Annotated in this window: 22 protein-coding genes; 11 read left to right on the top strand and 11 right to left on the bottom strand. The window is 61.0% G+C overall.

Annotated elements, in window-relative coordinates; all coding sequences use genetic code 11:
- The coding region (locus tag I554_RS27465) for a hypothetical protein (protein WP_029659688.1) at positions 1-272 on the top strand (272 nt) is incomplete at its 5' end.
- A 24-nt stretch (positions 273-296) separates the two neighbouring features.
- Here I554_RS27465 and I554_RS0105125 read toward each other — a convergent pair.
- Positions 297-1,013, bottom strand: coding sequence for a hypothetical protein (locus tag I554_RS0105125; RefSeq protein ID WP_024575259.1), 717 nt, complete (start codon positions 1,011-1,013; stop codon positions 297-299).
- A 133-nt stretch (positions 1,014-1,146) separates the two neighbouring features.
- Between I554_RS0105125 and I554_RS0105120 the strand changes: the two genes are divergently transcribed.
- On the top strand, positions 1,147-2,289 hold the full coding sequence (locus I554_RS0105120; protein ID WP_024575258.1) for an AI-2E family transporter: 1,143 nt from the start codon (positions 1,147-1,149) through the stop codon (positions 2,287-2,289).
- Positions 2,290-2,392: 103 nt separating this feature from the next.
- Here I554_RS0105120 and I554_RS0105115 read toward each other — a convergent pair whose 3' ends face one another.
- The 6 genes from I554_RS0105115 to I554_RS0105090 form a co-directional block, all read right to left on the bottom strand.
- A complete protein-coding gene (locus I554_RS0105115; RefSeq protein ID WP_024575257.1) occupies positions 2,393-2,689 on the bottom strand; it encodes an antibiotic biosynthesis monooxygenase family protein in 297 nt (98 codons plus the stop codon).
- Between the two features lie 114 nt (positions 2,690-2,803).
- Entirely contained in the window at positions 2,804-3,037 is a 234-nt protein-coding gene (locus tag I554_RS0105110) for a hypothetical protein (RefSeq protein ID WP_024575256.1), read from the bottom strand.
- 43 nt (positions 3,038-3,080) lie between these two features.
- Positions 3,081-4,334: a GGDEF domain-containing protein gene (locus tag I554_RS0105105; RefSeq protein ID WP_024575255.1), complete on the bottom strand. Its 1,254-nt coding sequence runs from the start codon at positions 4,332-4,334 to the stop codon at positions 3,081-3,083.
- Between the two features lie 214 nt (positions 4,335-4,548).
- Positions 4,549-5,025, bottom strand: coding sequence for a 30S ribosomal protein S9 (gene rpsI / locus I554_RS0105100; protein WP_034462036.1), 477 nt, complete (start codon positions 5,023-5,025; stop codon positions 4,549-4,551).
- Entirely contained in the window at positions 5,025-5,489 is a 465-nt protein-coding gene (gene rplM / locus I554_RS0105095) for a 50S ribosomal protein L13 (RefSeq protein WP_024575253.1), read from the bottom strand. The genes rpsI and rplM overlap by 1 nt, the downstream gene beginning before the upstream one ends.
- 149 nt (positions 5,490-5,638) lie before the next feature.
- Positions 5,639-6,070, bottom strand: a complete 432-nt coding sequence (locus tag I554_RS0105090) for a PaaI family thioesterase (protein WP_024575252.1) — start codon at positions 6,068-6,070, stop codon at positions 5,639-5,641.
- A 112-nt stretch (positions 6,071-6,182) separates the two neighbouring features.
- Here I554_RS0105090 and I554_RS0105085 point away from each other — a divergent pair, with 112 nt between their 5' ends.
- The 3 genes from I554_RS0105085 to I554_RS0105070 all read left to right on the top strand — a co-directional run bounded on the left by I554_RS0105085 (position 6,183) and on the right by I554_RS0105070 (position 9,176).
- Positions 6,183-7,007 (top strand): enoyl-CoA hydratase, encoded by an 825-nt coding sequence (locus I554_RS0105085; protein WP_024575251.1) that lies wholly within the window; start codon positions 6,183-6,185, stop codon positions 7,005-7,007.
- Between the two features lie 145 nt (positions 7,008-7,152).
- On the top strand, positions 7,153-7,737 hold the full coding sequence (locus tag I554_RS0105080; RefSeq protein WP_024575250.1) for a CoA-binding protein: 585 nt from the start codon (positions 7,153-7,155) through the stop codon (positions 7,735-7,737).
- 158 nt (positions 7,738-7,895) lie between these two features.
- Positions 7,896-9,176 (top strand): O-acetylhomoserine aminocarboxypropyltransferase, encoded by a 1,281-nt coding sequence (locus I554_RS0105070; protein WP_024575249.1) that lies wholly within the window; start codon positions 7,896-7,898, stop codon positions 9,174-9,176.
- 91 nt (positions 9,177-9,267) lie between these two features.
- On the opposite strand, the gene I554_RS0105065 is transcribed toward I554_RS0105070, so the two are convergent.
- Together I554_RS0105065 and I554_RS0105060 are read right to left on the bottom strand one after the other, a co-directional pair.
- The gene (locus I554_RS0105065) at positions 9,268-10,086 is read right to left on the bottom strand and encodes an FTR1 family protein (protein ID WP_024575248.1); all 819 of its coding nucleotides are present in this window, start codon (positions 10,084-10,086) and stop codon (positions 9,268-9,270) included.
- A gap of 167 nt (positions 10,087-10,253) precedes the next feature.
- Positions 10,254-11,360, bottom strand: coding sequence for a COX15/CtaA family protein (locus tag I554_RS0105060; RefSeq protein WP_024575247.1), 1,107 nt, complete (start codon positions 11,358-11,360; stop codon positions 10,254-10,256).
- A 99-nt stretch (positions 11,361-11,459) separates the two neighbouring features.
- Here I554_RS0105060 and I554_RS0105055 point away from each other — a divergent pair, with 99 nt between their 5' ends.
- Positions 11,460-11,672, top strand: a complete 213-nt coding sequence (locus I554_RS0105055; protein WP_024575246.1) for a DUF2842 domain-containing protein — start codon at positions 11,460-11,462, stop codon at positions 11,670-11,672.
- On the opposite strand, the gene I554_RS0105050 is transcribed toward I554_RS0105055, so the two are convergent.
- Entirely contained in the window at positions 11,663-12,709 is a 1,047-nt protein-coding gene (locus I554_RS0105050; protein WP_051358599.1) for a polysaccharide deacetylase family protein, read from the bottom strand. The two genes, I554_RS0105055 and I554_RS0105050, sit on opposite strands and share 10 nt — an antisense overlap.
- Positions 12,710-12,852: 143 nt before the next feature.
- On the opposite strand from I554_RS0105050, the gene I554_RS0105045 reads away from it, so the two are divergent.
- A complete protein-coding gene (locus tag I554_RS0105045) occupies positions 12,853-14,049 on the top strand; it encodes a GNAT family N-acetyltransferase (RefSeq protein WP_024575244.1) in 1,197 nt (398 codons plus the stop codon).
- Between the two features lie 21 nt (positions 14,050-14,070).
- On the opposite strand, the gene I554_RS0105040 is transcribed toward I554_RS0105045, so the two are convergent.
- On the bottom strand, positions 14,071-16,215 hold the full coding sequence (locus I554_RS0105040; RefSeq protein WP_024575243.1) for an exopolysaccharide transport family protein: 2,145 nt from the start codon (positions 16,213-16,215) through the stop codon (positions 14,071-14,073).
- Between the two features lie 199 nt (positions 16,216-16,414).
- Here I554_RS0105040 and I554_RS0105035 point away from each other — a divergent pair, with 199 nt between their 5' ends.
- The 4 genes from I554_RS0105035 (at position 16,415) to I554_RS0105020 (ending at position 21,218) form a co-directional block, all read left to right on the top strand.
- Positions 16,415-17,065 (top strand): polysaccharide biosynthesis/export family protein, encoded by a 651-nt coding sequence (locus tag I554_RS0105035; protein WP_024575242.1) that lies wholly within the window; start codon positions 16,415-16,417, stop codon positions 17,063-17,065.
- A 2-nt stretch (positions 17,066-17,067) separates the two neighbouring features.
- Positions 17,068-18,201: a glycosyltransferase family 4 protein gene (locus tag I554_RS0105030; RefSeq protein ID WP_024575241.1), complete on the top strand. Its 1,134-nt coding sequence runs from the start codon at positions 17,068-17,070 to the stop codon at positions 18,199-18,201.
- A gap of 116 nt (positions 18,202-18,317) precedes the next feature.
- Entirely contained in the window at positions 18,318-19,874 is a 1,557-nt protein-coding gene (locus I554_RS0105025; protein WP_024575240.1) for an undecaprenyl-phosphate glucose phosphotransferase, read from the top strand.
- Between the two features lie 96 nt (positions 19,875-19,970).
- Entirely contained in the window at positions 19,971-21,218 is a 1,248-nt protein-coding gene (locus I554_RS0105020; RefSeq protein ID WP_024575239.1) for an O-antigen ligase family protein, read from the top strand.
- Positions 21,219-21,328 lie beyond the last annotated feature (110 nt).

Raw genomic sequence — 21,328 nt, 5'->3', positions numbered from 1 at the left:
AAAATCGCCGCAGTGGAGCGCCGCAAGGCGATGCGCTTCCGGAAGACCATCGCTTCGCACGCGATGCCGGAAGCGAAACGAACACAAGGTGCGCCTCGCGGCGCTCCATGCCCCTCGTTGTTTGGGGCGCGAACGAGGCAGGCCTCGGCGCGCGCATCAAGGGGCACAACGAAAAGCTCACCTCGCGCTGTCAGAGCGCGAGAGCGATGACGCACGCCTTTTCGTTGGCGCGAATGGGCAGGCCCCACGCGCGCATGCTGTTTGAAAATTGAATCGGAAGAAAGCGAGACGCCGCGTTACTCACGCTGGAATGCTTGCACCGGGCTGAAGCCCGCATCCGGCGGCGGCACGGCGACGATCCCCGCCGCACTCAGCGCCGCGGCCGCCTTTGCCGGATCGTTTGACCACGGCAGCCGTGACTGAATATCCCGCGTCACCGGCTCGCCCAGCGCGCCGCCAAAATCCAGCGGCCATACTCCCGCCGGCAGAATGTCAATTGATATCCGCCGCACCCCGAACCTGTCGCCAAGGGCAACCGACAGCTTCGCGGGATCGACCACGCGTGCGGATGCGGGGTTCGACACATCGGCGAATGTCACCAACGTCGGGATCAACTCGCCCGTAACAGCGACCCTCCCGGTTTGCTTTTTGACGTCGCGGAAATCGATCCGCCGTCCGACCGCGGCAAACGCACGCAGCGGCAGGTAGCTCAGGCCATCCGTCTCGGCCGGGTTCGTTCCGTGCAGCAGGAGCGCCGTGAGATTTCGCCCGCTGCCGAGATCGGCAAACACGGCATCGCCCTTGATGCGGGGGCCGGCCGGTCCGCTGCCGGAGCCGCCATAGGCGCGATTGGGGGTCACCGAGATCACGCCGGACGCCGAGCGGACACCGCCGGGCGTATCGACTTCCAGGGTAAGTCGGTATTTGTGGTCAGGCCGGTAAAGGTAGATTCGCTCGCCGATCACCAGCGCTGCCAGCAGCACCGCCGGGCCGACCCATCTCTTCCAGTTCATGCGGCGTGACCTTTGATTCTGCGCGCAAGCCTCTGGATTAGGCGCAGGCGACGCCGCTGTCACGCCATCTTCTCTTGATCCGGCGCGGCCTTTCGGGAAAGACTGCGACCGCAATAACGGAAGAGGACCGCACGTGTCAGCCCCCATCGAGACCCGAGTGCAGACCCGCAGTGACCTTGCGTGGTCGATCGCAGTGGGGGGCATCGGTGTCGTCGCCTTCACGGCCTTCCTGGTGTTCGCCTGGTACTATGCGGCCACGCTGTTTCTGGTGTTCGCGGGCATCCTGCTCGGCGTCGCCCTCACCGCCATGACGAATCTGCTGCGGAAGGTCATGGGCGGGCCGCACGCGCTGCGCCTCGCGCTGGTCTGCGTGGTGCTGGCGGGGTTTCTGTCCGGCGTCGTGTTCCTCGGCGGCTCGACCATCGCCCGGCAGGCTGCCGTTCTGAGCAACACCCTCAAGTCGCAACTTGTGACCGTGAAGACGTTCCTCGAACAGCATGGCGTCGATACCAGCTATCTCGAACTCGGCAGCGTGACAGCAACGCCGGCGGGCGCCACCGACACGCCGGCAGCGGCCCCCGCTCCAGGCCTTCCCAAAAACCTGCCGAGCGCAGGCGCTCTCGCCTCCGGCGGCGGTGCCATCGTCAGCCAGACCTTGAAGCTGCTGCTCGGCACGGTCAGCGCCGTCGGCAACTTCTTCATCGTGGTGTTTCTCGGCCTGTCATTCGCGGCGCAGCCGGGCGTCTATCGCAAAGGCGTGCTGGCGCTGTCTCCCAGGAAACACCGGGCAAGTGTCACGGCCGTGGTTGACCGGATCAGCGACACGCTGGAGCGCTGGCTGATCGCGCAGATGATCACCATGGCCGCCGTGTTCCTGGTGACATGGATTGGCCTCACGATCATCGGGATCGACAGCGCCTTCATCCTCGGCATTCAGGCCGGCTTGCTGGCGTTCATCCCGACCGTCGGCGCCCTGATCGGCGGCCTCATCATCGTGCTGGCAAGCCTCGCCTCAGGCTGGGTTGCGGCCTTCAGTGCCTTCGTGCTGTTTCTCGGCGTGCACGCGCTGGAAAGCTACATCCTGACGCCGATCATCCAGCGTCAGGCGCTCGACATCCCGCCCGCGACGCTGTTCGCGTTCCAGATCCTGCTCGGCGTCGTGTTCGGGCTGTGGGGACTGGCGCTGGCGCTGCCGCTGATGGCGATCGTGAAGGTGATCATCACCTATCTGCGCGAAGAGGACGAGCAGCGCGAACCGGAGTTCAAGATAGCGTGACGTAAACGTTCGTCATTGCGAGCGAAGCCAAGCAATCCAGCTTTTGACAGCAAAGACTGGATTGCTTCGTCGCAATAGCTCCTCGCAATGACGGGGAATAGTGTCAGAAGCTCGCCACCGTGTTGGTATGTTCGACCTCCGGCGGCGAGGCAAAATGCGGCCCGACCAGCGCGCGCCATTCGGTGAAATTGTCGGATTCGCGAAAATCCACCGTGTGGTTTTCGAGGGTTTCCCACTTGATGTGCAGCCGGTAGCGCGACGGCTTTTCGATCGACCGGTGCAGTTCGAAACTTTTCCAGCCCTTGCAGCGCTTGAAGATCGATTCCGCCTTGGCGACGGCCGCCTCGAAATCCTTCTCGCTGCCCGGCTTGATTTCGATCTGTGCGATTTCGGTGATCATGGTTGTCCGCCCTTTCTGGTTATCAGGGGGCGGCTCTAGCGCAAAAACGCGGACCGGAAAAGACAAAGGGCGCCGCGAGCGCCCTGTTGAAACCATACTGCTGCGCTAACAGCCTCACATGAAGGTCACGAGCGCTCCCAGCAGCGCCAGCGCGCAGCCTCCCAGAACCACCGGCTGCCAGTCGAACACCGATCGATAGCGCCCCTCGGCCCGGCGCGCGGCAATCAGGGCGTTCTCATACTCGTCGGATGTCGAAAACATGCACGCAAAGCCGGCCCGTGCGGAGGCAACGGTCGCTTCAAGGGCGGTGATGTCGGACTGTGAATCGTGGCTGCGTACGATGGTCATGCCGCATCGTAGGGCGCGCATGGTAAACAGACGGTTAGCAATCTCAGGCGAGCGCCTCGGCGTGGCTCGCAGCCGCCTTCTCGCCGGGCGCGGCAGCCGTCCGGATCATCTTGCGCCGTGCATCCTCCAGCGACAGCGGCTGCTCGGTCGCCGCTTCCACACGGTTACGTCCACCCCGCTTGGCCTGATAGAGCGCGGTATCGGCCGACGCCATCAGCACTTCGAGTTCGGTATTGGCCGGCCCGCCCGCGACACCAATGCTGACCGTGGTTTCCAGCGGAACATCGTCGATGGCGACACCGCACGTCTCGAAGGCTTCGCGGACGCGTTCGGCGGCAACCAGCGCCTCATCCATAGAACATGGCAGGAGAGCTGCGAATTCTTCACCGCCAACGCGGCCGACGAGATCGGTAATACGCAGCGAGGCAACGACGACATTGGCAAATACCTGCAGCACGTCATCGCCGGTGGCGTGGCCGAAGCGATCGTTGACCGATTTGAAATGGTCGATGTCGAAGATCATCACGGTCACCGGGCGTCCGGCCTTGGCCTCGCGCTCGATCATGCGCGATGTCGCCTCACTGAAGCCGCGGCGATTCAGCAGGCCCGTCAGCGGATCGATGGACGCAGCCGTCTTGTGCGCGCTGACCGTCCGCTCCGACACCAGCATGACGATGATGAACACTGTGCCCACGGCATAGATCACAAGCTCGGCGGCAAACGCCGCGACCCAAACCTGCGCCATGATCGTTGCATCGGCAGACCTGTACAGGTCGCCGAGCAGAATCGGCAGCATCAGGACGACGCCATGCAACAGCGGCACGAAGATCGCCGGCCAGCGCGCACGCAGGCTCTTGCGGCGTTCGCGCCAGAGTTCACCGGCGGTCAGCGCGGCATAGGCGGCGACAATGGCCGCGCCGATGATCATCCGCAGTTCGGGATCGATCGGATCAAGCGCAACGACCGCGGCGATCCAGAGTACGGGGCCGGCGATCACTCCGATCAAGTTCGCGGGGCGCCCGTGGAACGCGCGCGCCGCATCCCACATCAATCCGCAGGCGATGAAGCCGACGGCGTTAACAGCGAGCGACAGCTCCCAGCCAAGCTCGGGGCCGCCCACCGTCCACAGCGCGACCGATGCCGCGCCGAGAATATAAGCAGCGCCCCACCAGCCTAGCGCCGCGATCTTTTCCTGACGCCAGAAGAACAGCAGCATTGCGCCGAGCAGTGCGGCTGCCAGCGTCGCGACGAGATACAGCGTTGAAATGTCGAGAGACAAATGTGTGCCAGCCGGCATGTTCTATGCAGCGCTTTTAAATAGAGGAGCTGGAATAGCCCCCTCAGCCTTCGTTGAAGCTAGCAACGGTGTCTTGGCACTCCGTTTGCGGCGGTCACAAAATTTTCAGGAAAAATCTCTGCAATTCGGCTGTATCTGGAACAGAAAAAGGCGCCCGAAGGCGCCTTTTGAATCTTGCAGATCCCGCGGATTGCGGAAAATTTGAACGAAACGATTAGCGCTTCGAGAACTGGAAGGACCGGCGGGCCTTCGCCTTGCCGTACTTCTTACGTTCAACGACACGCGAGTCGCGGGTCAGGAAGCCGCCCTTCTTGAGGACGCTGCGCAGGTCCGGCTCGAAGTTGGTCAGAGCCTTCGAGATGCCGTGACGCACCGCGCCAGCCTGGCCGGACAGACCGCCGCCAGCGACGGTGCAGACCACATCGTACTGGCCCTGACGGGCGGCAGCGACGATCGGCTGCTGGATCATCATGCGAAGCACCGGGCGAGCGAAGTAAACCTCGACCTCGCGGGTGTTCACGACGATCTTGCCGGAGCCCGGCTTGATCCAGACGCGGGCAACCGCGTCCTTGCGCTTGCCGGTCGCATAGGCGCGGCCCAGCTTGTCGACCTTCTTTTCGTACTTCGGAGCGTCTGGCGCCGCCGTCTTCAGCGCCGAGAGCTGATCGAGAGACTGCATGGTATCGGACATTATGCGGCCCTCGTATTCTTGCGGTTCAACGATGCGATATCCACGACTTCAGGCTGCTGCGCCTCGTGGGGATGTTCGGCGCCCGGGTAAACACGGAGGTTGCCGAGCTGCACACGGCCCAGCGGACCGCGCGGGATCATGCGCTCAACGGCCTTCTCGACGACGCGCTCAGGAAAACGACCCTCGAGGATCGACTTCGCGGTGCGCTCCTTGATGCCGCCGATGAAACCGGTGTGGTTGTAGTAGACCTTGTTGTCACGCTTGCGTCCGGTAAGGACGACATGAGCCGCGTTGATGATGATGACGTTGTCACCGCAATCGACGTGGGGAGTATAAGTCGGGAGGTGCTTGCCGCGCAGGCGCATGGCAACCAAAGTCGCGAGGCGACCAACGACCAAGCCCTTGGCGTCGATCAGCACCCACTTCTTGTTGACCTCGGCTGGCTTTGCCGAAAACGTCTTCATGTGAGTTGTCCGTGAAATGGCACGTCCGGCGCGTTCGCCGGACTGGGCGAGGTTCTAGATAACCCGCCCCGAAGCGTCAATACGCAAAATGCAAAAATACATTACTAAAAACAACAGCTTATAAATATGGTGCTATATTACCCCTAAAATCATTGAGTATTAGGAATGGAGTATGTTGAGGTAACGTGGGCGATCGGATCGGGCGAAGTGCCTGATAACAGGCTGACTTCTCCGACAGCCAAGCGCTTGCCGAGCTTCATCAGCTTGGCGGCCGCCAGCACATCCTGGCCGGGCTGGCCCTTGCGCAGAAAATTGATGTTGAGGCTGGTCGTCACGGCCAATCCGACAGGGCCGATGGCGGAGAGCAGCACCACGTACATGGCAAAGTCCGCCAGGGCCATCAGCGTCGGGCCGGAGACCGTCCCACCGGGGCGCAGCATCCGCTCGCTGTACGGCTGCCGCAGCAGGCACGTCGCACCGTCGGCGCTCTCGATCAGGATTTCACCGCTGGCAAAGGCCTGCGGAAACTCCCTGTGGAGAAACGCTTCGAGTTCTGCCACCGTCATTTTCGCCTTGCTCATGGAACGTATGTCCTGCCCTGCTCTCGTATGTGACGGTTTTGTATCTTAGGGTGAGCACGATAGCGAGCCTGACGGACCCCAAAAGCGAACCTGGAATCTGAGCCTAAAGACTATGACCGCGCAAACATCACGTGCTCCATTGCAGGCCTCCTCGCCGCTCCTGCGCGAGAACGTCGGCAGCATCGCAGTGCTCACGCTGGATTCGCCCAAAACGCGCAACGCGTTGTCGGAAGCGATGATCGCCGCGATTCACGAAGCCATCGTTTCCATTCGCGAGGAAAAAAGTGTCCGCGCGGTCGTCATTGCTGCGCAAGGACCAGCCTATTCGTCGGGCCACGACCTCAAGGAACTCACCGCTCGCCGCAGCGACGCCGACAAAGGCAGAGCCTATTTTTCGCACATGATGAAATCCTGCAGCGAAATGATGCAGGCTATCGTTCGCCTGCCCAAGCCTGTGGTAGCGGCCGTACAGGGTGTTGCAACCGCAGCGGGCTGCCAACTGGTCGCGACCTGCGATCTGGCGGTCGCATCCGAACAGGCAACGTTCGGCACGCCGGGCATCGACATCGGGCTCTTCTGCTCGACGCCAATGGTTGCGCTGTCACGTAACGTGCCGCGCAAACACGCCATGCATATGCTGCTGACAGGAGAGCACGTCTCCGCACAGCGTGCGTATGAGCTTGGGCTGGTGAACAGCGTGGTTCCGGCGGGAACGGAGCGCGATGCCGCGATCGACCTCGCGAAGAAGATCGCGCTCAAGTCCGCGTACACGCTGAAGGTGGGCAAGGAAGCGTTCTACCGGCAAGCCGAAATGAGCCTCGCGGACGCCTACACCTATGCGGCCCAGGTGATGGCCGAGAACATGATGGCGCGCGACGCGCAGGAAGGCATCGGCGCCTTCATCGAAAAGCGCGATCCCAAGTGGGAAGACCGCTGATCCATATTGCTCGTCATTGCGAGCCAACGGGTCCGGCTTCGCCGGCCGGATGATAAACTCCGCAAAGCAACCCACCTTTGCGATCGAGAGATGGATTGCTTCGTCGCTCCGCTCCTCGCAATGACGAAAACAGATGGAAGTTGATGTGAACCACGACGCCTACGACGACAATTACATCCGAGCCATTCTCACGAATACGAAATCTATCGCCATGGTCGGCGCATCGCCGGTCAATGTGCGCCCGAGCTATTTCGCGTTCAAATATCTCGTCGAGCGCGGCTACGACATGATCCCGATCAATCCGGGACAGGTTGGCAAGAGTCTCGTGGGAAAGCCCTTCGTGGGATCGCTGAAGGACATCGGCCGTCCTGTCGACATGGTCGATATCTTCCGCAATTCGGAGGCCGCCGCGGCGGTCGTCGACGATGCGCTGGCGCTGCCGGTGCCGCCAAAAGTGATCTGGATGCAACTCGGCGTTCGTAACGATGCCGCAGCAGCCAAGGCGGAAGCCGCCGGCGTAAAGGTAGTGATGAACCGCTGCCCGAAAATCGAATACGCGCGGCTGACGTCGGAAATTCAGTGGGTGGGCGTCAACTCGCGCACCATCAGTTCCAAGCGCGCGCCGATTCCAACCAGCAACATGCGACTGTCATTAAATCGCAGCAGCGTAACCGGCGGTGCAACCGCGGCGGCTGACCGCGCCGCCAAGGACAAGAACGACCTGCCCTGAATCCGGCGCACCGCAGAACGATCGTTTCAGCGGGGCTGCGAAAACCGTCAGGTTCATTGCCAGTTAAGGCCGATTGTCGCGAACCGCTTGACGCCGCGCGCATCCGCCCGCAGCATAATCTTCTCCACGCCCATTCGCGGCGCTCAGAAGGACACCCTATGACGGAAAGATTGCCGGGCTTCTCCACGCTCTCCATTCACGCTGGCGCGCAGCCGGACCCCACCACGGGCGCCCGCGCGACGCCGATCTACCAGACCACATCGTTCGTGTTCAACGACGCGGATCACGCCGCCTCGCTGTTCGGGTTGCAGGCGTTCGGCAACATCTATACCCGCATCGGCAATCCGACCAACGCAGTGCTCGAGGAGCGCGTCGCTGCGCTCGAAGGCGGCACGGCTGCGCTGGCAGTCGCATCGGGTCATGCGGCGCAATTGGTGACGTTTCACGCGTTGCTGCAGCCCGGCGATGAATTCATCGCCGCGCGGCGCCTTTACGGCGGCTCGATCAATCAGTTCAATCACTCGTTCAAGAACTTTGGCTGGAACGTTGTCTGGGCTGACACCGACGATGTCTCGACCTTCGAGAAAGCGCTTTCACCAAAAACCAAGGCGATCTTCATCGAGTCGATTGCAAATCCCGGCGGCACAGTGACTGACATCGAGGCCATCGCCGCCATCGCGCGCAAGGCCGGCGTACCGCTCATTGTCGACAACACGCTGGCGTCGCCCTATCTGATCAAGCCGATCGATCACGGCGCAGACATCGTCCTGCATTCGGCGACAAAATTTCTTGGCGGCCACGGCAACTCCATCGGCGGCATCATCGTCGACGCAGGCACGTTCGACTGGTCGCGCGATGGCCGTTATCCTGTGCTGAGCGAGCCCCGCCCGGAGTATCACGGCATCAAGCTACAGGAGACCTTCGGCAACTTCGCGTTTGCGATTGCCGCGCGCGTGATCGGCCTGCGAGATCTGGGCCCGGCCCTGTCGCCGTTCAATGCTTTCCTGCTCCTCACCGGTATCGAAACGCTCGGCCTGCGCGTCCAGCGGCATTCCGACAATGCGAAGGCTGTCGCCGAATGGCTATCCGCACATCCTGCCGTCGCCTGGGTGAGCTACGCAGGCCTTCCCGGCGACCGCTATCATAACCTCGCGCGGAAATATTCGCCGAAGGGTGCGGGCGCGGTGTTCACCTTCGGCCTGAAGGGCGGATATGACGCGGGCATCAACCTCGTGTCGAACGTCAAGTTGTTCTCGCATCTGGCCAACGTCGGCGACACACGGTCCCTGATTATCCACCCGGCCTCGACCACGCACAGCCAGCTCAGCGATGCGCAAAAGGCGCAGGCTGGCGCAGGCGTCGATGTCGTCAGGCTTTCGGTCGGGCTTGAAGACAAGGAAGATCTGATCGCAGATCTCGATCAGGCGCTGAAGGCTTAAAAATCTTCAGCCAGCCCCTGAATGCAAAACGCGGCGCCGGGCATGGCGCCGCGTTTTTCATTATGCAGAGAGCAAAGGTGCTATCGGAAAATCAGGTCTTCACAGCGCCCGAGGCTCTCGCCTTGTCCTCGCGGCTCAGACGGGCGTTGCGCTGGACGATTGAAAATGTGGCAAGAGCGAACAGAATGACAAGAAGCTGTGCTGACACGGCTTCGAGCGTGGCATTCAGCCCGAGAGACTGGAGCCAGCCAAAGCTCTTCAACTCAGTAACGGGCAACAGGCTCTGTTCCTGGAATTCCTGGATAGCCTCGCCGATGAACTTGATGCCCATCGCGAACAGGAACGCCGACGTGATGATGAACAGCGGGCGCAGCGGGATCTTCCGCGCAATCAGGTTTATGAAGTAGAACAACACGACAAGACCAGCCGTTGCAGCGGCAAGGCCCGCGAACAGCCCCAGGCTCCAGCCGCCTTCAGTCACCGCGAGCGCATTGATGAAAAGCACGGTTTCGGCGCCTTCGCGGAACACCGCAAAGAATGCAAGCGCGCCAACAGCCCAGGCAGTTTCCTGCGCGAGCGCGCTATCAGCCTTATGCGCAAGATAATCCTGCCAGCCGCGCGGGTCCTGCTTCACCATCAGCCAGCCGCTGACGTAGAGCATCAGCGCGGCGGCAAAGAGGATCACGATCGCTTCGAAAATATCGTTATGCTGACCGGAATTGAGAACCGCGAACAGCCATGCCGCGATGATACTGCAGCCGACAGCGGCAAGCGCACCGCCGTAAAGCGCGGTGACGCGGTGACCGCCTCCGACCTTCCGGAGATAGCCGGCAAGCGCCGCGATCACAAGCATGGCCTCAAGGCCCTCACGCAACAGAATGACGGCTGCCTGGACGAATGCGTTGGACATGGAAGGCCTTGTGACAATCAGCGTTAGGAATTTTCGTTCTATCGCGGTGCAAATCGAAGTTAAAGCAGGTCGGCACCGCACCAAATCGTGACTCAGGTCTCAAATGCAAGAAACGCCTGTGAATCAGGGAATTCCTGCATCTCCGGAGACTTTAGAATAGTTCGATTTCAGCCGCCCTCGCCCACCACCAGACGAAGTTTGGCCGGCGTTCTGTCCGGCAACGTTCTGCCCAGCCGCTCGACGTGAAACAGCGTCATCGTGAGAATGACGATCGCGACAGCCTGATGAGCCAAACCGAGATCGATCGGCACCTGATTGAGCAGCGTCAGGATGCCGATGGCCACCTGAACAAGCATCGCCGCCACGATCCAGAGTGCGCCGGACACGATAGCGGGACTTGTCCGGGAGCGGACAGCGTCGATCGCATGAACGACGGCAACGACCACAAGTGTATAAGCGATCATGCGATGGCTAAACTGAACGGTCAGGGTGTTATCGAAGAAATTCCGCCACCATGGCTGTTCAAAGAACAACCGCGCGGATGACGGGATGAATGCGCCATCGATCAGCGGCCAGGTGTTGAACACGCGGCCGGCGCGCAGGCCTGCCACCAACGCGCCGAAATAGAGCTGCAGAAACACCAGCGCCAGCAGGATCCTGCCCACGACCTTTACCCGCAGCGGAGCCACGGACGGCACGCCGCCCTGAGTATGACGCCGCAGGAGCCAGACGATTGCCGAGAAAATGAAAAGCGCCAGCATGAAATGAATGGCGAGCCTGTACTGCGAGACGGAGACCCGTTCAGTGAGGCCCGAACTCACCATCCACCATCCGACCGCACCCTGCAGACCGCCAAGCACGAAGATGATCCATAGTCTGCGCTGAAGCCCGGGCGACAGGAAACCGCGCCACAGGAACCAGAGAAACGGCAGTAAAAACACCGCGCCGATCAGCCGCCCGAGCAGCCGATGTCCCCACTCCCACCAGAAGATGGTCTTGAATTCAGACAGGCTCATTCCGCGATTCATTTCGCGATATTGCGGAATGGTCTTGTAGGCCTCGAACTGCCGGCTCCATTCGGCGTCAGTCAGCGGCGGAATGGTACCGGTTACCGGCTTCCACTCGACAATGGAGAGGCCGGATTCCGTCAGCCGTGTCGCGCCGCCGACCATCAGCGTGCAGACCACCAATGCGGCCACAATGATGAGCCAAACGCGGACACCGCGCATGCCTGCGGCCCCAGCCTGTGGAACGATTGGAATTGCGGCGGTCATGGTCCGAAAATGCAGCCTTGAATGAATTCGCGCGGTCCTTATAGTCGCCGCACTTTTCCACGCAAGCCGCGTATTCGCAGCCACCAGCACAATTCTGTCATGACAATCCGCACGCGAAAACTGATCGGAACCTTCGGCCTTTTGGTGCTGGTTATTGTCTGGTCGCTTGCCGGTATGGTGATCGCCCAAACCCCCTGGCTGGCGGCGTCAAAGTTGGCGCAGGCGATTTTCTACGTGGTGGCCGGTCTCGGCTGGGTGCTGCCCGCCATGCCGCTTATCGCATGGATGTCGCGGCCGGATCCTCAGCCGTAATTCACCGCAGGTTCCTGCACGCGCACCTTCGCCTTCCGTAGGGTGATCCCCGACAGAACTACGCGGAGCGCGCGCAGCGAATTCCGTCGCCCATCCCACGCAATCCGCGGCAATGCCATCAGGTCCGATTGACCGTCGGATCTGACAACGCCGGGCCCGGTGGACACGGCGCTGATAAATCCCGCTTCGCGCGCCAGCATCATCTCCCGGGGCCCGAAACATCCCTGTCCACCGAACGGATAGGCAAAATGACGGCATGGGCCGCCCAGCGCAGTTTCCAGCACCGTTCGGCCCATGGACATTTCCCTTAAGGCGCTCGTGCCCTTTGTGCGCGCGAGGTTCGGATAATTGACCGTCGAACTTCCAATCGTCGCCTGCGGATCGCGCGCCAGTTTGGCGAGGTCTTGCCAGTTCATAGCAATGTCACGCGAGATAGCGTTGATATCAACGCCGTAACGACCGCACAGATCGCCGATCGCAATCGCAACATCGTCCGGTGAAAGCGTCATCATCCACCCGTGCAACGCATCGTAAAGCTGATCCTTCTCCGAAAGACCGGCGGCGAAGAAATGCCTTTCGGCACGGTTCATCACAAGGCCGATCCGGGCGTTGCGTGCAATGACCTGCTCAAGCGCGAGCCACCACGCTTTGCCGATACCGTCGACAAAGCCCGTCGGAACATAGAGGGTAAACGGCACCCGATGACGCGACAACACCGGATAGGCGTAAGTCATGAAGTCGCGATGCGCGCCATCGAAGGTCAGGCAGACAAAGCGCTGCGCAAGGGCTGGCTGTTGCGCACGCTCGGCGACCTCGCCGATGGACAGAAAATCAAAGCCCCACCGCTTCAGGGCAGCGATCGCCTTGTCGAGAAATTCGGGCGTGATCTCATACGGTCGCAGCGGCTGGAACGGATCGCCGCGCCGGGGCCGGACATGCTCGAATTTGAGGATGGCCCCGGAGCCGCCGGTTCGCCGCTCGAGTATACGCGCCAAGCCGGAGAAATAGCCGAGTTCAAGCCCCACATCCGCCAGCATGTTCCTCCGAAACCGCACCTGGGCCCCCTCTTGCGCGCGCCATCGCCAGCCGCGCCTGTATTCTCATTACTCTTTGTTGACATTTCTTTGAATAAGGTCGGCCAAGCCGCAATCTCAAAATGCCAAGGAATTCAGGTCCTCAGATGGCCATGGCTGCAGCACTTCTCGGCTCCGACACAAATTCGCAGACGCATCCGGCTTCAAACCGGATCGCGCGCGTCGATATTGTTCGCAGTATGCCGGAGTCCGAGGCACGCTGGCGGGCATTCGAAGGTCCCGAGTATCTTTCTACCCCCTATCAGCGCTTCGAGCTGCTCGACGCATGGCAGCAAACCATCGGAAAGCATGAGGGCGCAACGCCCCTTATCGTTATCGCCAGCGGTGCGGACAATCGGCCGCTGCTGTTGCTACCGCTCGTGGTTAGCCGAGAGAACGGCGCGAAGATCGCGCGCTTCATGGGCGGCAAGCACCCAACATTCAATATGGCGCTATGGCGCCGCGATTTCATCGAGACCATGACCCGCGCAGAAGTGGACGCGTTGGTCTCCGCGATCCGCGGCCAAACGGATGACATCGACGTCCTGGCTTTCGCGCAACAACCGCAGCGCTGGCAAAACATCGTCAATCCGCTGGCGCAGCTTGCCGGACAGCCTTCGACCAACCCCTGCCCCATGATGACAATGACGCCCGGCTGCAAACCGGAGGATCGCGTCAGTACGTCGACGCGGCGGCGCTTGCGCAACAAGGAGCGCAAGCTCCAGAGTCTTCCGGGCTATCGTTATTTCGTTGCGGCGACAGACGCCGATATCAACCGGCTGCTGGATGCATTCTTCATCATCAAGCCGCAGCGCATGGCGCTTTCGAAATTGCCTGATATCTTCTCCGATGAAGCGACCAAAGCCTTTGTTCGCAGCGCCTGTCTGGCAAAACTGCCAAACGGCGACCGCGCCATTGAGCTTCACGCACTCGAATGCGACAGCGAGCTGATTTCGGTGTTCTCCTGCGTCGCCGATGGCGAGCGGTTTTCCACCATGTTCAACACCTACACGATTTCGGACAACGCGCGTTACAGCCCTGGCCTGATCCTGCTGCGCTACATGATCGATCACTTCGGCGATCGCGGCTATCGGTCGGTGGATTTCGGCGTGGGATCGGACGAGTACAAGCTAACCTTCTGCAAGGAAGACGAGCCGCTTGTTGATGCGTTCATTCCCCTGACCGCGCGGGGCAAGTTCGCGGCGCTGGGCATGTCGTCACTGACTCACGCCAAGCGGCTGGTCAAACACAACCCGGCACTGATGCACATGGCGCAATTGCTGCGCAACGCGATCTCCCGCTAGTCGGAAATCTCCGCGAGCGGCTCAGGCTGCCGCAACCCGTTCACCCGGCACAACGAGGTCGATGACCTTCAGCGGCGCGGCGAGAATGGTCACGCCGGCAAACCCTGATTCAAGCAGTTGGCTCTTCATCATCTCGCGCGCGGTCGTGGTGATCGCCGGGTCGGGAATGATAACCGCATGCGCCTGCGCAGCGATGACGTTCGCGGGCAGATCCGAAGCAGTGCCGGCATCGAGCACCACATAATCATAGGCACGCGACAGCGCATCGATTGCGAGATTGATCCGGGGCAATTGCAGAAGCTGCCGCTGCGCGGCATCGCGCCCTGCCCCGACGATGTGGACCGGGGACAGGCGATCCTTGGTGATGATGTCGCTGAATGAAGCCGAGCCCTGCATCAATTCGGTCAATCCTGGCGACGCCGGATCGGTCGACACAGCTGCGAGCGTCGGCGACGCCATCGCAAGATCGACAAGAACAACCTTGGAATTCCGCGACAGCAATCGGGAGAGCGTGAGCGCGACCAGCGTTACACTTTCGTCCTGATGGGCGCCGATAACGGTAATTTTCCGAGCCGAGCCGCCGCGCAGCATGGCCGCAAGTCGCTCGATTTCCACGATACCGGCGGGCATTTGCTGGGGCGTATCGCGTGGGGCGACAATTGGAGCACGCACCGCAATGCCGGGGCGTGGCGCAGTCATACGAAGCAACTCACCCGTCGCGATGTAACCTCCGCTCAGCATCAGCGTCGCCAGGGTTGCGATCAGCACCGTGGGAAGCTTCTTCGGGAATGCCGGTGTGTTCGATACGATTGCCCGGGAAATGATCCTGCCGTCAGCGGGGGCTGTATCGATGTTCTCGCGGGTCGTCGCTTCACGATACTTGGCGAGATAGGATTCCAGCAGGTCACGCTGCGCCTTGGCTTCGCGCTCCAACGCACGCAACTGGACGTCCTGACCGTTGGTAGATGACGCCTGGCGCTTTAATTGATCGAGGCTGCCATTGAGCCCGTCAGCCCTGGCGCTCGCGATACGGGCATCGTTCTCGAGCGAACGGGATATCTTGCTCGCCTCTTCGCGAATTTGTCGATCGATATCCAGGATCTGCGCCTTCAATTCCTTGATACGTGGGTGACCGCTGAGCAGCGTGGAGGATTGCTCGGCAAGCTGTGCCCGAAGTGTCACGCGCTGTTCGGACAGGCGGCGAACCAGCTCGGAATTGAGAACTTCCGATGCTTCGATCGGCTTGCCGCTCTGAAGCATCTCGCGGATCAATCGCGACTTCGATTCCGCGTCGGATTTCAGCGCCCGCGCATTGTTGAGCTGTGTGTTCAGTTCGCCGAGCTGCTGGTTGGACAGCGTGGTATTGTTAGTGCCCACAAAAAGGTTCGACTTCGAGCGGAACTCCTCGACCCGAGCTTCGGCGTCCGCAACCTTCTTGCGCAGACTCTCAATCTCGACAAGCAGCCATTGCGAGGCCGATTTTGCCTGATTTTGCCGCGCGGCCTGCTGAAGCACCAAATAGCCATCGGCAATGGAGTTGGTGACGCGCGCCGCCAGTTCGGGATCCTGCGACTGAAATTCGATCACCATCACGCGCGACTTGTCGACGGCATAGGCGGTCAGCCGTTCATAGTAAGCCTCAAGAACCCGCTCCTCCGGGGTCATCTTGAAGGGATCACGAACGATGCCGAACAGGGCCAGCAGCGTTCGCAACGGCGATACGCCGCGCAGAACCGGGTCAAACTCGGGAAGCTCCGAGAGCCTGTTCGCCTTGATGACCTCTCGGGCCAGTTCGCGCGACAACAGCAACTGGACCTGACTTGTCACCGCTTCCGCATCGAGGCTGCCCCGCTCCTCGGCGCGGTCGCCGGTCGGACGCAGGAAGACGTTCTCCCGCCCGTCGATCAGGATGCGGGCTTCGGATTTGTACCGGGGCGTGATGATATTGACGACGAGAAGCGAGAGCACGAACGCAAGCGCAGTCGGCCCGATGACCCACATCCGCTTGCGAACCAGCGTATTCCAGATGGCCCGAAGATCGACGTCGCCAAGCTCCGGGGATGAGGCAGGCGCAACTGGTACGGGCGCTGCAATCGCCGGAGCGGCAGCAGACTTGGCCCGGAACGGCACCTTGTCCATCCAGTCACGCCAGAACGAAAAACGCATCGAACACTCTCCACCCGGACGCTACGGCACTGGCGCGAATCCAGATCATTTACGGAGCTGATTACACTCCATTAAGGTTGCTGCCGGGTTAATCGAGGGACGTGCTCACCCTTCCCGGCAGTGGCCCAAACGGGCTCAGGTCACATTTTATTAACCATGAAAGCTCTTAATCAGACTCGATACTTATTTGGATTCTCCCATGCAGCGCAGCCGCGCGCGTCTTTTCTGCTTCATTCTCGCGCTCGTGATGTCGGGCTGCATGAAAACGGCTGCGCCGGTGGCGGTCATCGATAACGGCAGCCTCGACGCAATGGCCTATGGTCCGGTTCAGCCCATACGTGCGATGAGCGTCGCGACAACCCCGGTCGATTCCGCCGGCGGCTCTCACGATGAGTCCTACCGGCTCAATTCCGGCGACCGGCTGCGCATTGTTGTCTACGGCCAGGAAGGTCTCACCAACACCTACACGGTCGACGCAAGCGGCTCGATCACCATGCCGCTGATCGGCGCAGTTCGCGCGCGCGGCCTGACGCCAACAGGGCTGGCTGCGGCGGTCACGGCCCGGCTCAAGAACGGCTACCTTCGCGAGCCCTATGTCGCCGCGGAGGTCGAAACATACCGGCCCTTCTTCATCCTCGGAGAAGTCACCGCTCCCGGCCAATATCCCTACGTGCCCAACATGACCGTGGAGAGCGCCGTCGCAATTGCTGGGGGCTTCACCCCTCGCGCGCAGCGCAGCAGCATCAAATTAACCCGAATGGGCGAAGCTGGCACCGTTCAGGCCGTCGTACCGCCTGGTACGCTTCTGAAACCCGGGGACACCGTCGTGGTCGCCGAACGCTGGTTCTGACGATGCCCGAGACCTCGACTTCTCCGCTGCGAATTCTGCACGCTGTTCGCGCGCCGGTCGGGGGGATTTTCCGTCATATCCTCGACCTTGCTGTGGGACAGGCCGAACGTGGACATGAGGTCGGCATTCTCGCCGACAGCCTGACCGGCGGGGAGCGCGCAGAAGCCGCGCTCAAGGAGATCGCCCCGAAACTCAAACTCGGGATTTATCGCCTTGCCATCCGCCGGGAGCCGCACCCCATCGACAGCCTGACCGCCCTGCATTTCCTGCGCCTCGCGCGGTCCCTCAAGCCGGACGTGCTGCATGGACATGGCGCAAAGGCCGGTGCGTTCGTTCGCCTGAAAGGCAAGTCGAAGAAGTCGATCAGGGTTTACACCCCGCATGGGGGATCCCTGCACTATCCACCCGGCACGCTGAAGGGCGCCGCTTATGCGCGGATGGAACGCGCCCTCATGAACCGCACCGACTTGTTCCTGTTTGAAAGCGCCTTTGCACGCGACACCTATCTGCGCGTCGTCGGCAAGCCCGGCGGGCTGGTCCGCTGCGTTTTCAACGGCGTCACCGCGTCCGAATTCGACCCGGTGCCGGTGGCCGAAGATGCGACCGATATTGTTTATGTCGGCGAGTTTCGGGAGATCAAAGGCGCGGACCTCCTGATCCAGGCCGTGGCGCGGCTGCGGGCCGATGGCAAGCCTGTGACGCTGACGCTTGCAGGGGACGGCGAGGAAACGGAGGCCCTGAAGGCACTCGTCAGCCGCCTGAACCTCGGTGATGCCGTACGGTTTATCGGCCATGTCAGGGCGAGATTTGGTTTCTCGAAGGGCAAGCTGCTGGTGGTCCCTTCCCGCGGCGACTCGATGCCATACGTTGTTATCGAAGCCGCTGCCGCCGGTATCCCGATGGTCGCAGCCAGCGTCGGCGGCATCCCCGAAATCCTCGGGCCACACACGAGCGGACTTTTTGTCGCAAACAGCATCGGTGCGATGGCGGACGCGATCGAAATGGCACTCGCCGACATGGACGCGACCCGTGAGCGCGCCCGGAACCTGCGCGAACGCATCTTCGTTCACTTCTCCCAGAAGGCGATGGTCGACGGCATCATCAGCGGCTATCGCGACGCGTTCAACGAACGTTAACCTACCTTTATCGACGATAACCAATTCTTCCGATTTGTTGTCTAGGCATGAGGCCGGGAACCTTGGTTCTCCTTGGCCTGTCGCCACATGACGGTACAACAGCGGAAATTTCAGCCGTGGAACCGATCGACGTCCGAACGATGATGAATGCCGCCGCGGCGGGAACAGCCACCATGAGCGCGGCCGAAGGCGCGCCTCGGCTGGAGCGCCGCAAACGCCTTTCTCCGGCGGCTCTTGCCGTTGCCAATGAGAAAGTCCGGCGGGCTTACTCCACAGTCGTGATCAGCGGCATTGTGCGGATCGTGGATTTCCTGCTGCTGACGGCAGTCGGGCTTGCATTGTATCTCTGGTATGTGCTGCCGGGCACTAGCGGTTTCTCCTTTCAGTACGCCGCGGCTATCGTCGGGGTAGCGGCCTGCGCAGTCATCAGTTTTCAGGCCGCTGAAATATACGATGTGCAGATATTCCGGGGGCAACTCCGGCAGATGACGCGCATGGCGTCGTCATGGGCTTTCGTCTTCCTGCTGTTCATCGGTGCATCGTTCTTCGCCAAGCTGGGAGATACGATCTCCCGCGTCTGGCTTTCAGCCTTTTTCTTCGTCGGACTGGGTGCGCTGTTTGCGGACCGGATCATTCTGCGCTCGATGGTCCGCCGCTGGGCGCGTGAAGGCCGCCTCGACCGCCGGACGATCATCGTCGGCTCCGACCAGAACGGTGAAAACCTGATCCGCGCGCTCAACGCGCAGGATGACTCCGATATTCAGATCCTCGGCGTGTTCGATGATCGCAACGACTCTCGCGCGCTAGACACCTGTGCCGGCCAGCCGAAACTTGGAAAGATCGACGACATCGTTGAATTCGCCCGCCGCACCCGGATCGATCTGGTGCTGTTTGCGCTGCCGATCTCTGCAGAGACGCGCATTCTCGACATGCTGAAAAAGCTCTGGGTGCTTCCCGTTGATATCCGCTTGTCGGCGCACACCAACAAGCTGCGCTTCCGCCCGCGCTCCTATTCGTACCTCGGCAAAGTCCCAACCCTTGATGTATTCGAGCAGCCGATTACGGATTGGGACATGGTGCTGAAGTCGGCATTCGACCGCATCGTTGGCGCGATCATCCTCGTCCTGCTTGCACCGGTGATGGCACTCGTTGCGCTCGCCATCAAGCTCGACAGCCCCGGCCCCGTGCTGTTCCTGCAGAAGCGCTATGGCTTCAACAACGAGCGCATCGACGTCTTCAAGTTCCGGTCGCTGTTTCACGACCAGGCCGACCCGCTGGCCTCGAAAGTTGTGACCAAGGGTGACAAGCGGGTTACCCGCGTCGGCCGTTTCATCCGCAAGACAAGCCTCGACGAACTGCCGCAACTCTTCAACGTCGTCTTCAAGGGTAACCTCTCGCTGGTCGGCCCCCGTCCCCATGCGGTGCAAGGCAAGCTGCAAAGCCGCCTGTTCGACGAAGCCGTCGACGGATATTTTGCGCGCCATCGCGTCAAGCCCGGCATCACGGGATGGGCGCAGATCAACGGCTGGCGCGGCGAGGTCGATACCGACGAGAAAATCCAGAAGCGCGTCGAGTTTGACCTGTATTACATCGAGAACTGGTCGGTCCTGTTCGATCTGTACATCCTCTTCAAGACACCGTTCGCTTTGATCAAGGGCGAAAACGCCTACTGAGCATGACGCCGAGGATTGCCACGCGGCTTTCGGACGACATCATGCTCGAACCACTGAGCTGACGCGCAGAACGCGCGGAGAGGATTCCGGTTCGCAATGGCTTCACTCGCAGCCGCAGACTACGCCCTTCCCGCAACTGCGACGCCGCCCGGCATCGCGGCGATCCAGGGGGCGTTGATGTGGGCAGTCGGCGCAGGCGGCGCGATCGTCTTCATCGAGCCGAGCCCCTATGAACTGATGACGCTGGCGTCGGTGGTCTTCTTTTTTGCGACCGGCCTACGCATGCGACCGGTGTTCATTCCGCTGCTGATCCTGCTCTTCCTGCTGAACGTCGGCTACACCATCTGCTCGATATACCTGTTGGACAAATCCGAGATCCTGAACTGGATTTTGACCTCATGGTACATGGCGATCACGTGTCTGTTTTTTGCGATGGTTCTGGCGGAAGACACCGCCATCCGGCTTGAGTATCTTCGGAGAGGTCTGATCTTCGGAGCGCTGATTGCGTCCCTGGCAGGCATCGTTGGTTACTTCAATCTCGCGGGTTACGACCTTTTCACGCTTTACAGCCGCGCGCGCGGGACGTTCAAGGATCCGAACGTGCTCGGCGCTTACCTGATCCTGCCGGCCTTGTTTCTGCTGCAGAGCGTCGTGACCCAGACTTTCTGGAAGTCGTTCCGCAGCGCGATTGCGCTCGGGATCGTGAGCCTTGCGGTCCTGCTTGCGTTCTCCCGCGCATCCTGGGGGCAATTGATAGGCTGCTCGGCCCTCATGCTGATGCTGATGTACGTGACGACGCCGTCACAGGCGCAGCGCACACGCATCGTCACCGTGGCGGTTGCGGCAGTAGTCTGCTCCGCGTTGCTCCTGGTCGCACTGCTCTCAATCGATTCCATCGGCGATCTTTTCAAGGAACGTGCAAGCCTGAACCAGACTTACGACAGCGGGCGGTTCGGACGCTTCGGGCGGCATGCGCTCGGCTTCCAGATGGCCCTTGAACTCCCGTGGGGGATTGGCCCGCTTCAGTTCACCAAGTTCTTCCCCGAAGACACGCACAACTCATTCCTGAACGCCTTCATGTCCGGCGGCTGGATCGCCGGGGTTTGCTTCCCGGCGCTTGTGTTCATCACCGTTATTATGGGATTCAAGCTGATCTTCGTGCGCGTACCTTGGCAGCGGATGTATCTGGCGGTTTTTTCCGCGTTTTTTGGCACGGTCTGCGAGGCCTTCATCATCGATGTCGACCACTGGCGGCATTTCTGGATGATGCTGGGCGCGATGTGGGCGATGTTTGCAGCAGCGCATGCCTACGGCTACCGCGCCCCATCACACGATATTTCGTAATCCGAAAAAATTCCGCACTCATCCCGGAGCGATGTTCCGGATGAACCGCTGTTCACGCAACATACCATTTTTATAAGGAACAGAGCCGATGGCTTCTCGTTGAGGATTGG

It is taken from the genome of Afipia sp. OHSU_II-C1 (genome assembly GCF_000497575.1).
Lineage (GTDB): Bacteria > Pseudomonadota > Alphaproteobacteria > Rhizobiales > Xanthobacteraceae > Afipia.
The sequence above is the reverse complement of the archived record's forward strand: the minus strand, read 5'-3'. Positions and strand labels throughout refer to the sequence as shown.

What these genes read in the sequence shown, in the direction of transcription:
- I554_RS0105125 (WP_024575259.1), bottom strand. Translation starts at nt 1,013, where the DNA reads ATGAACTGGAAGAGATGGGTCGGCCCGGCGGTGCTGCTGGCAGCGCTG.
- I554_RS0105115 (WP_024575257.1), bottom strand. Translation starts at nt 2,689, where the DNA reads ATGATCACCGAAATCGCACAGATCGAAATCAAGCCGGGCAGCGAGAAG.
- I554_RS0105110 (WP_024575256.1), bottom strand. Translation starts at nt 3,037, where the DNA reads ATGACCATCGTACGCAGCCACGATTCACAGTCCGACATCACCGCCCTT.
- I554_RS0105105 (WP_024575255.1), bottom strand. Translation starts at nt 4,334, where the DNA reads ATGCCGGCTGGCACACATTTGTCTCTCGACATTTCAACGCTGTATCTC.
- rpsI (WP_034462036.1), bottom strand. Translation starts at nt 5,025, where the DNA reads ATGTCCGATACCATGCAGTCTCTCGATCAGCTCTCGGCGCTGAAGACG.
- rplM (WP_024575253.1), bottom strand. Translation starts at nt 5,489, where the DNA reads ATGAAGACGTTTTCGGCAAAGCCAGCCGAGGTCAACAAGAAGTGGGTG.
- I554_RS0105090 (WP_024575252.1), bottom strand. Translation starts at nt 6,070, where the DNA reads ATGAGCAAGGCGAAAATGACGGTGGCAGAACTCGAAGCGTTTCTCCAC.
- I554_RS0105085 (WP_024575251.1), top strand. Translation starts at nt 6,183, where the DNA reads ATGACCGCGCAAACATCACGTGCTCCATTGCAGGCCTCCTCGCCGCTC.
- I554_RS0105070 (WP_024575249.1), top strand. Translation starts at nt 7,896, where the DNA reads ATGACGGAAAGATTGCCGGGCTTCTCCACGCTCTCCATTCACGCTGGC.
- I554_RS0105065 (WP_024575248.1), bottom strand. Translation starts at nt 10,086, where the DNA reads ATGTCCAACGCATTCGTCCAGGCAGCCGTCATTCTGTTGCGTGAGGGC.
- I554_RS0105060 (WP_024575247.1), bottom strand. Translation starts at nt 11,360, where the DNA reads ATGACCGCCGCAATTCCAATCGTTCCACAGGCTGGGGCCGCAGGCATG.
- I554_RS0105055 (WP_024575246.1), top strand. Translation starts at nt 11,460, where the DNA reads ATGACAATCCGCACGCGAAAACTGATCGGAACCTTCGGCCTTTTGGTG.
- I554_RS0105050 (WP_051358599.1), bottom strand. Translation starts at nt 12,709, where the DNA reads ATGCTGGCGGATGTGGGGCTTGAACTCGGCTATTTCTCCGGCTTGGCG.
- I554_RS0105045 (WP_024575244.1), top strand. Translation starts at nt 12,853, where the DNA reads ATGGCCATGGCTGCAGCACTTCTCGGCTCCGACACAAATTCGCAGACG.
- I554_RS0105040 (WP_024575243.1), bottom strand. Translation starts at nt 16,215, where the DNA reads ATGCGTTTTTCGTTCTGGCGTGACTGGATGGACAAGGTGCCGTTCCGG.
- I554_RS0105035 (WP_024575242.1), top strand. Translation starts at nt 16,415, where the DNA reads ATGCAGCGCAGCCGCGCGCGTCTTTTCTGCTTCATTCTCGCGCTCGTG.
- I554_RS0105030 (WP_024575241.1), top strand. Translation starts at nt 17,068, where the DNA reads ATGCCCGAGACCTCGACTTCTCCGCTGCGAATTCTGCACGCTGTTCGC.
- I554_RS0105020 (WP_024575239.1), top strand. Translation starts at nt 19,971, where the DNA reads ATGGCTTCACTCGCAGCCGCAGACTACGCCCTTCCCGCAACTGCGACG.